Source organism: Streptomyces sp. NPDC041124 (assembly GCF_055592385.1).
In genome coordinates, this window is record NZ_JBVIYR010000005.1 from 63,823 (window position 1) to 76,121 (window position 12,299).

A 12,299-nucleotide genomic window follows, 5' to 3' on the forward strand; every position below is an offset into this window, starting at 1 on the left:
CGACGGTCAGACCGTGTCGGTCGGCGGCCCTGGGTCGGACGCCGGTTCCGCTCCGGTCTCGGGAGCGGGAGGTCTCGGCGGATCGAATCGGCGTAGGAGGTCCTCCGCTGTCTCGTGGCGGTTGTGCTGCTCGACGAGCTGCGAGAACTGTCGGGCCAGCATCGCCCGCCGGTCGTCGTCCTCCGCGAAGCCCATAGCTTCGAAGAACCCCGACAGGTGGTCTGCAGCCGAGGGCTCACGGGCTGGGAGATCGGCGGACTCCGTGCCGATGTCCGGCGTCCGGGGTCCTCCTGGCCGGTTCGGCAGCATCTCGAGCAGGCGCTCGGGGATGTCGGCGTCGTTGGCAGCGGAGGTCAGCTGCGCCAGCAAGGGGAGATCGGCCACGGTCTTGGCCACGTGCTCGTCGTTCCTGGTGAGCCACCACACGACGGCGCTGCCGGTGTCCTTGAGGGCGTCCTCGCCCAGATACCGGCGCTTGCTCTGCTCGTACTTGCGCTGGTGCTCCCAGACCGCCTCGTCCTTACGCACGCCGGCGAGCCGATCCAGACGCTCCTGGTCCTCGTCGGGCAACGTGAGGTTGATGTCCTCCGCCATCGCCCGGAGGTGGCCCGTGGAATCCGGGCACATACGGCTGAGGGCGCCACCGAGTTCGTGCTGAAGGAGCGAGGCGTGGCCGGGTTCCCGCTTCTCGGCAATCGCGCGGACCCGGCTGAGGACCGCGTCGACGGCGAGGCCGGCCGGGTTGACGACCGTGCCGCGCCCCGGACCGTCGGCGAAGCACCACCGTACGGTCGCTGAGAAGACGAAGTGGTAGTCGTCCCAGAGGCTGGGGAGCGCGACTTGGTTGACGCGGTACTCAGTTCGCTCCACCGGGGCAGCCGTGAGCTGCTCCTCGAAGCTGACCGGCACCGGGCCGCGGCGCTGCGAGGCCACCCGGAAGGTCACCGCGGGCAGCACGAGAAGAAGCGCGGCCAGCGCTGGCCAGGTCCAGCCGGGCCATCGCTGCACCAGGCCGACGATGGTCAGCAGCAGGCCGCACATAACAGTGAGGAACACGGTCGTCGTCTTGCGTGCGGTCGTCATGATCGCCCCCTTCTGGCCGATGCCGACGGGGCGGCAGGACCGAGGTTCTGTGCCACGCCGATTTTGTGGAGCAACAGATCGGTCGTCTCGGTGGAGTGGGCGCCGGCGCCCGGAGAAGTGAACTCCGCCTGACGTGCGGACGCGTACAACGCGGCGAACGCCGCGCCCCGGTCCTCCCCGCATCGGTCGGCGGCAGCGACCAGCAGGTCGAGGAGGACCTCCCCCCGGTCACCGGCGCCCTCTGCCGCCCAGTGCAGCCAGCTCTGTATCTCTGCCCGTGGTGCCACGCGTCGGCCTTCCGGCCGCGACACCGCGTGGGTCAGCACGGCACGCCAGCACGCGATCAGCGAGCGTCGTACCCCGTCCTCGTCGACCAGGGCGCGAGTGGTGACGGAGCGGTCCGTGAGCGGCTCCGGATCGCTGACGCGCAGAAAGATGGCCAGGTCGGTCGGTGCGAGGTCGCCGTGGGCCAGCCGGTCGAGCAGCCTTCGGCGTAGCCGTCGGCTGCCGGCCACCAGGTGGCACAGGGCCTGCAGCGCATGGGCCGTGCCGCGCTCACGCCGGGCGAGATGGTGCAGCCGGATCAGGGCGTGATCCGGATGGTCCAGCGCGAGGACGTCGGCGCAGACCTGGACCAGCACCTGGGCGAACTCACCGGTCAGTTGGCGGTACGCGCACCACTGGTAGATCCGCTCGCGGAAGTCCCTGCCATGGGCGGGGTCCGCGAGACCGCAGGTGAGCGCCTGGACCGCGGCCTCCGACCGGGCTCTGCCCGCTCCCTGTGCGCTCCACCGATCGGCGAGCGCGGCGAGCGCGTCGGGCCGCCCGGTTCGCAGATACTCACCCGCCAGCCGGGCCACCAGGCCGTCGCGGACGTCCGGCACGAGATGCGGGTCGCTCGACTCGACGACCCGCGCGGCCCACGCGCCGAGGTGCGGCCGCAGGTCGGGCATGTGGTCCCAGAAGTGGGCGCGGACGGCGGAGTCGTAGTCCAGCTCGGTGAACCGCACGCGACCGTCCGGCCCGGGGCGGGCCGAGATTTCCGACAGCCGCTGGGCGAGGTCCTTGCGCTGGAGGAGCGGAGTCTCCTCCTCGGGGGCCCCGACCGTGCTCAGCAGAAGTGCGGCCGCCCGGTGGACGACGTCGGCGTGCGCGCCGTGGAGCATGGACACGGCGACCATCAGGGCGCGTTGGGAGGCATCAGGCAAACCGGCGACGCGGTCGGCGACTTCGGCGCGGCGCCCGGCGCGCGCACGTTTCGCGGCCGCGCACCACTCGGGGAATCCCTCGCCGGGCCCGGCCGTTTCGCGGGCACGGCGTATCCGGTCGGCGAAGTCGGCGATCCCCCGCATGGGTTTGCGTTCGCTCAGGAACTCGTCGACAGTGACGTCGTTCCGGAGAAACTGCTCGCACGGCACGCCGTGGGCGCGCAGGTGTCGTCTGAGAACCTCCATGGGGAAAGCTGGCGGTCCGATCTCGACACGGAAGTGCTGCAGGTCGGGATCGAGAGCCCCTTCGTGCGGCATGACGACGACGAGATGGGCCCGCCGCTCGCGCACCGTCTGGCGCAGGGAGGGAAGGCCGCCCCGGGCCGCATGCCACAAACCGGCCTCCGCGGTGGACAGGTCGAGCAGCAGCCGGTCGCCCGGGTCGACGAAAGCCGGGTCGTACAGCGGCAGCTCGTCCCGCTCGGCGGGCAGGAGCTCGCGGAAGGCACCGCCGGGACGGTGGTGTTCGCGCAACAGTACGCGAGCCGTGGCCGAGCGACCGCTGCCGGGAGCACCGTCGAGGATGACGGTGCCCGTCTCCTCGAGCGTGTCGCGTGCCCTTCCCATGTTGACCGGAGCGACTAACACCCTTCGGATCCAGCGCAGTTGATCATGGGGAAGCTGCCGGAAGACCGGCTTTCGGGGTTCGTCGGCAGCGGAGCCGAGGTTGACGTAGACGTGGCCGTCGCCCGTGTGCGTGACGCCCCGCGTGCTCTCGACCCGGGTGGTGTTTTCTGTGCTCACCGTCGGTCGTCCTGGGGCCGCTCCGGCTCCCCGAACCGCTGGTGGACGTCCCCGTGGTGGTCGCCCTCGGTGTACGTCGTCCCGGTGCCCGAGATGTAGCGGTCGCCCGACACATGGCGTGAGTTGTTGTAGATGCTGCCGCTGCCCGTGTGGACCGTGCCGTGGGAGTTCTTCACGATCGTGCCGCCGACGTCACCGCTGAAGTCGCCCGCTTGGACGGACGTTCCACTCACGTCCCCGATCGAGTTGTGCACGCTGGTCGACGTCGGCGACGGCTCGCCGGGCTCGATCAGGTCCCGCAGCTCGGGCACCAGCTCGGCGACCAGATCGCCGATACGCCGGACGCCGGCCTCGGTGTCGTGGGTGCTGTCGAACGGTACGGACTGCAGATCGGCGAGCCGCGCCAGCTCGGGGGGCATGGCCGCTTTGTTCAGCCGGTCGGTCTTGCGGCCGTCCAGCACGGGAACGACGATGAGCCCGCACTCGAACGCGGCCTCGATCTCCTTGCGCACCCAGTCGTCGGGATCTTGCAACCGACTGCGGAAGTTCGCCCAGTCCGGTCCTATGACGGCCAGCAGCACGCAGCTGTGGCGTAACGCGGTCAGGAGAACCTCGGGGTAGGCCTCCCCTGGGGTGATGGACCTGGACGCGCGGAAGACGCGGTCCTGGCCGAAGCGACGTGACAGCTCCTGGTCGAGGAGGGCCGCGGTCCGCTCGCCGTCGCCGGTGCGGTAGTTGACGAACACGTGGGGCATGCCAGTGACTCCTTCAGATGGTGGAGGGGCGCGACAACGTGCCGAGTCGCGGTCCCAGCCGGCGTACGGAGGAATGGTTCGCGTGGCGCGCCAGGGCGCGGGCGAGCCGTCTCAGGTCGGTCGTGACCGTGGCGGAACCCACGGCCTCCACTCCGTCGAGCAGGGGCGCCGCCAGGTTGCAGGCGTGGTCGATCTCGCCGGCCGACGCGTAGGCGAGTGCGCGGCGGACGCCGTACCTGACCTGGGTGCGAACCGCGTCCTCGCCGACCAGGGCGAGTTGTCGGTCCAGTTCCTCGCTCGCCTCCCGCGGCTGTCCGAGATCGACCAGGCACCAGCCGGTGACCATGCCGACCGGATCGGGAAGGTGCATGGTGCCGATCACCGGCTGGTCGGTCTCTTCGTCCTGGAGAGAAAGAAGCGCACGTGCGCGGTCCAGCGCGTCCAGACAAGCCCGGCGGTCACCCGCCAGGGCGTGGCCCTGGGCTTCGCGCTGTGCAGCGAGCCCGCGTATCCGCGGGGGCAGGGCCCTGCTCTGCGCGCGACGGGCCAGAGCGACTGTCTGCTCGGCGTCGTCCCGGTACAGCGTGACCAGGGCCCGGCGGACCAGCGCGTAACCCGCCAGTGCCCGGTCGCCGCCGGCGGCCGCCAGATCGACCGCGCGCTGCGTCCACCACAGAGCCGCCCGCTCGTCCCCGGTCTCCTGCACCAGCCAGCCGACGTATTCGGCGTACCGGGACCCAAGGGCCAGCAGGTGGCGACGGGTGCCGCTGTCACAGTGGGCGGACAGTTCCCGCAGGGTGTGGGTCTGTGCGATCAGAACGGGTAGGAGCAGACCGGGCGCCACCGTCTGGCCGAGTCTGCGGTAGTGGGTGAACAGCGAGCGGGAGGCTTCCACCATGTCCGCGCCCGCGGCTGGCGAGGCCGGGCCCGCGCTGTCGGACCGCCACGCCATCAGCGAAGCGGCACCGGCGCCTATGGCATCCCGTCGACTTAAGGGCTGGAAGGTGTTCGGGCCGTCCGGCGACAACTGCATGATCCAGTCCTCCTCGTGGACAAAGCCCGGCGCCGGATCGACGGGCGGGTTGGTGGTCTCTGGTGCGAGCAGGGACAGCAGGGCTCCGCCGGCCCCGAGGGCGGCGTCACACAGGCGGGCGAGATCACGGCTGGGGGCCTTCAGGCCCCGCTCCACCTTGCTCAACTGCGCCTTGCTGTAGTGCACGGAGCCGGACAGGGCGGTGAGGCTGAGCCCTGCCTCCAGACGCCGCTTCCTCAACTCCTCGCCGAACCCGGTGGACGGCTGTGGCACGGAAACCTCCAACCCCTCCCGCCATCGGCCGAGTCGGCGCTGCACGTAGCGTGCGGCAGTCTGGCCGGGGCGGACAAGACGATCGATGCTGTTTCCCGTTTCCTTCTCCGACATGGGAATGCGACATGCGCGGCAGGGAGGACCGGAGAAACGGACTATCTGGAAGTCGTGCCGAAAGGGAGGCGATCGTGCGCTCGACCACCCACCGGATGACGTCCAGGCCACTGCCGTGGTCCTCGCCACGCTCGGCGATCACCGGTGTGATGCCGAGAGCCCGCACAAGACGGCGGTACTTGTCATGGCCGCAGCCGCGGTCCGCGAGCAGGGCATCAGGCCGTCGGCGCGGGCGGCCGACCGGTCCCGCTACCTGCGGGATGTCCTGACCGTCGCCCGCCGGGTGCCCTCTCGTCCACTGCGCCGGCGCCATGGGCCTCCTCGGGACCGTCGTCATTCCCGACGCCGAGAAGGAAGCCGCAGCCGACTCCACCGCGGCGGTCTTCCTCGTGACCTGCTGTGCCACGAACACCCGCGCCCGCGAGCGGGGCTGGTCCTAGGTCGGCAGGGCAGCTGGTTGCTACGCCACCTGGGGTTGTACGGGTAGGCCATGATGAGCGTCCGAGAAAGGGGCGGGCGGCGCCCGACCCGTACATACGGCAGGGGCGCTCCGTTGCCGCCCTGCCGCCGCCTCCCGGCAGCGATACTGGATGCATGGACGCGACGATCACCGCCCCCCGCGCCGCGGTGCTGCGGGACCGCTACCGCAGCCGACTGCCCGAGCGCTTGCAGAAGCTGGCCGGCCCCGTCGAGGGCGAAGTGGACCTGCCGCTCCACATCGTCTGGTCCGGGCGGACCAGCTACAGCCTGGACCGTCCGAAGTCCCGCATGACGCTCTACCGGACCGTCCTCGCCGAAGGACAGAGTGCGGACCTGGTGGCCCTCCTGCACCACCGGCTGCTCGCCGAGCAGTGGCCCGTGCTGCGGCGTTTGATCAGTCCCTACATCCGCGAGGTCTGGGAGGACGCCTTCCCCGAGCTGCTCCGCACCGCTCCGGCCGACACGACCGCCGCGTGAAGCTCCCTCCGCTCCACGAGCGTCTCCTCGCCGACATTCTCGACCTCGGCTCCCCCTACCCTCTGGTCCTCACTGGCGGGTACGCCGTGCAGGCCCACGGCCTGGTCGAACGCTTCAGCCGCGATCTCGACGTCGCCACCGAGAACCCCGCTCCGATGCAGGAGATCGTCGCCTCACTCACAGCAGGCCTCAGCGCGCGCGGATGGCGGACCACGCACGTCCAGACCGATCCGCTCAGCGGCCGGTTCCTCGTCATCGATTCGGACACCGGCGAGGAGTGCGAGGTCGACGTCCTCAAGGAGGCGTTCTGGGCTCCGCCTGCCCAGACCCCCTACGGGCCCGTTCTTTCCCTCGACGACGTGATCGGCACCAAGGTCCGTGCCCTCGCCGACCGCGGCACCGTCCGCGACCTCATCGACGTCCAGGCCGCCTCCCGCCACCGCTCCACCGCCGACCTCGAATCCCTGGGCCGCCGTCGCGCCCACGACGAGTTCAGCCTCGAAGACCTCCGGGACCGGCTCATCGGCGCGGACTGGTACGAGGACGAGGACTACACCGCGTACGGGCTCACCCCCCGGCAGATCGAGGAGCTCAAGGCGTGGGCGAGGAGATCGAGGACGAAGACTTCTGGCGGCGTATCCAGCCGCTTGTGGACATCAAGCCGCTGCTCGACAGCGGCATCACGGACACCGAGAACCTGCAACACCTCATGCGTAGCGCTGTCGGTGTCTGGAAGGCCCATGTCTGCATGGTCGTCGAAGGGCGTGGTGCGGGCGGTGGTTGGCGCTGGACGGTGGACCGAGGACGACTGGCCCTGCGAGGTCCGGATTTCGTCGCGTACATCGCCGGCAGCCGCAAGGACCTGGAGTTTCCTGAGGAGCGTGAGGTTCCGTTGCTGGCGGAGGTACGTGAGCGGGCGAACAGGCACGGCATCACGCTCACGTCGATTCGCATGATGACACCGAACCGGAGTATCGGATATGACTCGCCCGGCGAAGATGTCACCAACGACCCGCAGTTGGACGGCATCAGCGCGGCACTGGGGCAGGAGGAGGGAGTCGTGGAGGCCCTGGCCGTGACACCCGGAGGGTACGCCCTGAGGTGTAACTTCTCCACGCAGACGGCCGGCCCGCCAGGCGCTCGGGCGTTGCTCATCTACGCCGATCTCTTGGGGACGGCGCTCCGCCTCCTGCGACCTTTCGGTGAGGGGGACGGGGTCGTGCTGCGTAGCCTCCTGGGTGGGGGCCCGGTGCCACCGGTGCAGTGGTCGCAGCCGACCCTGCCGGAGGCGTGAGCAGAGGGCGGCTGCGAGACCGACTTCCGACAGTTGGTGGTCCGCCTTCCGGGGCACGCCCATGCATCGCAGGTGAGCCGTCCGTCTGCATGACGAACTGCACCGAAGTCCTCGACTGAGCCACAAGAACCCGGGCGAGGCACGCTTCCGCAGGCGTGTGCCCTTGTCGAGGAGCAGGAGTGGGGCGTAGCAGACCGCATGTCCGACCAGCGCCGTTGGCCTACCCTGAACTCTTGGGAGGGCAGGGGATTGCGGGCGATACTTCTCAGCGCTGAAGTTCCTTATCGATCTGCCTGACATGCCGTCAGAGAAGTCGGCATTCAGTCAGCATCGGTCCCCGCCCATTCCAAGGCGATCGTCTCCACAGGCGCCGATATGGCGCGAAACCCCAGGTGGGAAGCCTTCCACTCCGACTGGAGCGATGTTCCTCACAAACATCGAACGGGGGTGTCGGTGTAAGGTCGAGGTCGCCCTTGACCTGCAGAAAGCAGGCAGGGAGCCGTCTTCCAGGAGTCAGACATGCTGCGCACCATGTTCAAGTCCAAGATCTAGCATTTGGGTTTTTACGCAGGTCAGAGCTCTGATCGCCGTCTCCGGGTCAGCAAAAGGTCAGCATCGGGCCGGACGGTGTCCGGCTTGCTGACCTGCGCCTACGGCAGGGGCCTCCTGCGCCGCTCATCGCCCTGCTCGGAAGGCTTGATACGTGGCTCGACAGCTTGCTCGTGGGATGGGGTCCTTCTTCAAGGAGTGCGGTTGTTCCAGGCCGACCCGTTGCCCACACCCGTACACGATTCGGTTCCGGGACGCTCTCGGCAAGCAACGTGAAGAAGCCGGCTACGACACGCAGGACGACGCGATCGAGCGTCTCACTCAGATCTACGCGGAGAAGAAGACCACGGCACCGTCCGTCGCCGAGGTTCGCCGCGAACTCGCTCAGCAGACGATCACGGAATACGCGAAGCAGTGGCGGCCTCGGCAGCGCAAGATGACGGAGTACTCGACGGGATGGCACGTGGACAGCTCCATCAACGTGCACATCATTCCTCGTCTCGGGTCGCGGAAACTGAACTCGGTTACGCCCATCGTGGTCGAGCGCTTCCTGGACGAGTTGGAGACGGACGGGGTGGGGCGCGGAAACCAGGTGAACATCTTCCGCGTCCTCAAGGCGATCCTCCGGGACGCATATGGCAAGGGCGCTATGGCGGACGACCCTGTGAAGGGCGTCCAGGAACCGGAATACGTCCGCGAAAAGGTGGTCATCCCGCCCCTCACCTACGTGAAGAAGGCCGGACAGCCGCTGACGAAGATCTCGCGCTTGAGATCGTCATGATGGTGGGCTGCGGCTTGCGAAACGGGGAAGCCCGGGCAGTGAACATCAACAACGTTGTGGCGGACGACGTCTACCGGGTGCATGAGCAGATCCACTCCAACACCCACCGGCCGGCGAAGCTGGAGTACCGCAAGGTGGGGGAGTCGGCGTAGTTGGTGACAGGCGCGTGAGAGCGCCTGTGATAGTGGCATTCCACGAGAAGCCCCGCAGGTGCGGCCCGGCGAGGCTTTGGGAGGGTGGGTTTCTGCGTCTGTCATGGGCATCGTTGCATTCGAGTTCTCCACTTTCGAGTACCCGGAGCACCGACGCGGCGACGACACGACCTTTATGACCGGTGCGGGGTGCGCCGCGCGGAACTCTTCGCGCTCGACCAGAGCATGCCCTTGGCCCCCGCAAAGCCCAGCACCCATTTGGGAACCTCGGTGCCCTGGAGGTGTCGGCCACGCTCCCTGTTCCGTCCCAGGCGGCGCGGATGGGCATGGGGCAGGACCGGGTGGGCCTTTCAGCTGCGTAGCTCTTCGGGGAGGAACGTCACCTGCGGGGCACCTGTGCGCGGATGGACGGCGACTTCCGCCGCCACTCCGTAGACCTCGGCCAGGAGTTGGGGGGTGAGGATCTCGGCGGGCAGTCCGGAGGCGGTGACCTCACCGTCGTGCAGGACGTAGAGGCGATCGCAGTAGTAGGCGGCCAGGTTGAGGTCGTGCAGGGCGAGCAGCACGGTGGTGGGCAGGCGGCGCAGGGTGCCGAGCACGGACAATTGGTGCCGGATGTCGAGGTGGTTGGTGGGTTCGTCGAGGACGAGGAGGGTGGGCTGCTGGGCGAGTGCGCGCGCGATGAGGACGCGCTGGCGCTCGCCGCCGGAGAGCCGGTCGAAGGGGCGGTCGGCCAGGTGCACCGCGTCCACCGCCAGGAGTGCGGAGTCGATGAGTTCGGCGTCCTCGGCGGTGTCGCCGGCGAGGAGCCGTTTGTGCGGGGTGCGGCCCATGGCGACGACCTCGCGGACGGCGAGGTCGAAGTCGGCGGCCGAGTCCTGGACCACCGCCGCCACGGTGCGGGCCAGTTGCCGCACCGGCAGCGACCAGGCGTCACCTCCGTCGACCCGGACCTGGCCGGTGTCGGGGCGCAGGACCCGGTAGACGGTGCGCAGGAGGCTGGACTTGCCGCTGCCGTTGGGACCGACGAGCCCGATGGTCTCGCCCGGGCGGGCGGTCAGGGAGACGTCGCGTACCAGGTGGCGGGCTCCGGCGGTGAGCGTGACGCCGTCGACGTTCAGTTCGGTCGCGGTCATGCCACTCCTCGGTCGGTGCCACGCCGGGCGTCCCGGCGCATCAGCCACAGGAAGAACGGCCCGCCGCACAGGGCCGTGAGGACGCCGACGGGTATCTCCATCGGTGCGGCGATCGTCCGTGCGGCGATGTCGGCCCAGATGAGGAAGACCGCTCCGCCGAGTGCCGCCGTCGGCAGGACCCGGCGGTGGTCGCCGCCGACGAACAGGCGCACGATGTGGGGCATCATCAGGCCGACGAAGCCGATCGGTCCGGCCGCCGCGACCAGCACGCCCGTGACGAGGGAGAGCAGGACGAACAGCCGGGCGCGGAACCGGGCCACGTCCAGCCCCATCGTGGTCGCCGCCTCCTCGCCGGCCAGCAGCAGGTTGAGGTTGCGGGCCTGCGCCATGAGGACGCCGACACCGAGCAGCAGGGCCGTGCTCGGCAGCCACAGCGTGCCCCAGTTGACGCCGCCGAGGCCGCCGAGGGTCCAGGCGAGGACCGCGCGGGCCTCGTTGCCCCGGTCGGTGGTGAGCAGCAGCAGATCGAGGACCGCGGTGAGTACCGCGGCGATCGCGACCCCGGACAGCACGAGCCGCGATGAGGTGATGCGTCCGCCGGTGCGGGCGGTGGCGTACACGAGCAGAAGCGCGCCCAGGGCGCCCGCGAAGGCGGCCACCGACAGGGAGAGGGGCCCGAAGAGGGTGACCCCGAACACGATCACGGAGACCGCGCCGAGGGACGCACCGGAGGAGACGCCGAGCAGGTAGGGCTCGGCGAGCGGGTTGCGCACCAGGGCCTGCAGCGCGGTGCCGATCACCGCCAGGCCGGCGCCGGTGACAGCGCCGAGCAGCACCCGCGGCGCCCGCACGTCCACCACGATGGTCTCCCGGGCCCGTGACCAGTCCGGCTCCTGCCAGTCGGCGCCCAGTGCGTGCGTCACGATGCCCCACACCTGGCCGGACGGCACCTGGACGGAGCCGATCGCGAGGCCCGCCGTGGCGGAGACCATGAGCAGGGCGGTGAGCACGAGCAGTGTGACGGCCAACCGTGTACGGCCCGCCCCTGGCTTGTCGGTCTTCCGCCGTTGAGCCGTCCGCTCAGTGGACGTGTCGGTGACGGCCTGGGTCACCGAAAACTCTCGGGGTGCAGTCCGCGGGCCAGGTCCTCGACCGCGTAGGCCGAGCGGATGCCGACCAAGGTGGCGGTCAGCGGCAGGACGACGAACCGCTTGTTCCTGACGGCGGGTACGTCGGCGAGCGCGGGCTGGGAGAGCAGGAACTCCTTCTTCTCCTCCACGCTTCCGGCGCCGGCGTAGTCGTAGATGGCGATGACTTCCGGTTTGCGCTCGACGACCTGCTCCCAGGAGACGTCGCCGAAGACGTCGTCGAGGTCGGCGAAGACGTTCTTGCCGCCGGCCAGCCGGATCAGCTCGGTGCCCAGGCTCTTGCCGCCCGCGGTGAACGCGTTCTTGTCACCGCTGTCGTAGACGAAGACGGGCACCTCGGGCTCGCCCTCGACCTTGCCGGTGGCCTTGCCGACGCGGCCTTCGAGGTCCGCGACCAGCTTGTCGGCCCGGTCCGGGACACCGAAGACCTTGCCGATGGTGCGGATCTCGTCGTAGGTGTCCCTCATCGTCACCCGCTTCTTGCCGCAGTACTCGCGGTTGAGGTGGGTGTCGATGCCGGCGTCGGCGAACGCCTTGCGGGAGCGGCCCTCGTTGTCGGCGAAGGCGCTGCCGTAGCCGCCGTAGACGAAGTCGGGTTCGGCGTCCAGGACCTTCTCGAACGACGGTTCCTTCTTCGCCAGTTCGGGGATCGCCTCGTAGTCCTTCTTCAGCTCGGGCAGGACGGCTGAGTCGGGGAAGGCCGTGCCGGCCATGCGGTCCTTCAGGCCGAGGGCGAGCATGAGCTCCGCCGGGTGCTGGTGGATGGTGACCACCCGCGACGGCGGCCTTTCGTACGTCGTCTTCACGCCGCAGTTGTCGACGGTGACCGGGAAGCCCGCGGGCACGGCCGCGGTGGCCTTCGCGTCCCCGCCGCCCTCGTCGGACGAACCGCAGCCGGCGGCCAGCAACATGGACGAAAGAGCCACGGCAGCGGCCGCGGCACGAAGGAACCCGCGCGTGCGGGCAGGGGTGAGCAAAGGGGACACGTAAAGCCTCCTGGAGTCCGCGCTCC

10 protein-coding genes and 2 pseudogenes are annotated in these 12,299 nt (G+C 69.5%); 4 read left to right on the plus strand and 8 right to left on the minus strand.

The genetic code is table 11. The annotated features are described in order from the left end of the window. Positions 1-6 precede the first annotated feature (6 nt). The 5 genes and pseudogenes from ACZ6A9_RS15120 to ACZ6A9_RS15140 form a co-directional block, all read right to left on the minus strand. Positions 7-1,083, minus strand: a complete 1,077-nt coding sequence (locus ACZ6A9_RS15120) for a hypothetical protein (RefSeq protein ID WP_468984774.1) — start codon at positions 1,081-1,083, stop codon at positions 7-9. Further along, the gene (locus ACZ6A9_RS15125) at positions 1,080-3,095 is read right to left on the minus strand and encodes a hypothetical protein (protein ID WP_468984776.1); all 2,016 of its coding nucleotides are present in this window, start codon (positions 3,093-3,095) and stop codon (positions 1,080-1,082) included. The genes ACZ6A9_RS15120 and ACZ6A9_RS15125 overlap by 4 nt, the downstream gene beginning before the upstream one ends. After that, complete coding sequence (locus tag ACZ6A9_RS15130; RefSeq protein ID WP_468984778.1) at positions 3,092-3,850, minus strand: toll/interleukin-1 receptor domain-containing protein; 759 nt, start codon at positions 3,848-3,850, stop codon at positions 3,092-3,094. The genes ACZ6A9_RS15125 and ACZ6A9_RS15130 overlap by 4 nt, the downstream gene beginning before the upstream one ends. 13 nt (positions 3,851-3,863) lie before the next feature. After that, positions 3,864-5,156: a helix-turn-helix domain-containing protein gene (locus ACZ6A9_RS15135; RefSeq protein WP_468984780.1), complete on the minus strand. Its 1,293-nt coding sequence runs from the start codon at positions 5,154-5,156 to the stop codon at positions 3,864-3,866. Between the two features lie 175 nt (positions 5,157-5,331). Then, a pseudogene (locus tag ACZ6A9_RS15140) lies at positions 5,332-5,532 on the minus strand (IS5/IS1182 family transposase); the annotation flags it as partial. 49 nt (positions 5,533-5,581) lie between these two features. Here ACZ6A9_RS15140 and ACZ6A9_RS15145 point away from each other — a divergent pair. The 4 genes and pseudogenes from ACZ6A9_RS15145 to ACZ6A9_RS15160 all read left to right on the plus strand — a co-directional run bounded on the left by ACZ6A9_RS15145 (position 5,582) and on the right by ACZ6A9_RS15160 (position 8,851). Continuing rightward, entirely contained in the window at positions 5,582-5,710 is a 129-nt protein-coding gene (locus ACZ6A9_RS15145; protein ID WP_468984783.1) for a hypothetical protein, read from the plus strand. Positions 5,711-5,864: 154 nt separating this feature from the next. Then, the gene (locus ACZ6A9_RS15150) at positions 5,865-6,227 is read left to right on the plus strand and encodes a hypothetical protein (protein ID WP_468984785.1); all 363 of its coding nucleotides are present in this window, start codon (positions 5,865-5,867) and stop codon (positions 6,225-6,227) included. Beyond that, positions 6,224-6,832, plus strand: a pseudogene (locus ACZ6A9_RS15155) (nucleotidyl transferase AbiEii/AbiGii toxin family protein); the annotation flags it as partial. The gene ACZ6A9_RS15150 and the pseudogene ACZ6A9_RS15155, both read left to right, overlap by 4 nt. 1,392 nt (positions 6,833-8,224) lie before the next feature. Then, complete coding sequence (locus ACZ6A9_RS15160) at positions 8,225-8,851, plus strand: tyrosine-type recombinase/integrase (RefSeq protein WP_468984788.1); 627 nt, start codon at positions 8,225-8,227, stop codon at positions 8,849-8,851. A gap of 502 nt (positions 8,852-9,353) precedes the next feature. Here ACZ6A9_RS15160 and ACZ6A9_RS15165 read toward each other — a convergent pair. The 3 genes from ACZ6A9_RS15165 to ACZ6A9_RS15175 are packed head-to-tail and all read right to left on the minus strand — an operon-like array spanning position 9,354 to position 12,198. Beyond that, positions 9,354-10,139: an ABC transporter ATP-binding protein gene (locus ACZ6A9_RS15165; RefSeq protein ID WP_387029600.1), complete on the minus strand. Its 786-nt coding sequence runs from the start codon at positions 10,137-10,139 to the stop codon at positions 9,354-9,356. Next, positions 10,136-11,251 carry a FecCD family ABC transporter permease gene (locus ACZ6A9_RS15170; RefSeq protein ID WP_387029598.1) on the minus strand — a complete coding sequence of 372 codons (1,116 nt, stop codon included), beginning with the start codon at positions 11,249-11,251 and terminating at the stop codon, positions 10,136-10,138. The genes ACZ6A9_RS15165 and ACZ6A9_RS15170 overlap by 4 nt, the downstream gene beginning before the upstream one ends. After that, positions 11,248-12,198: an ABC transporter substrate-binding protein gene (locus tag ACZ6A9_RS15175; protein ID WP_387029595.1), complete on the minus strand. Its 951-nt coding sequence runs from the start codon at positions 12,196-12,198 to the stop codon at positions 11,248-11,250. Before ACZ6A9_RS15175 ends, ACZ6A9_RS15170 begins: the two co-directional genes overlap by 4 nt. Positions 12,199-12,299 lie beyond the last annotated feature (101 nt).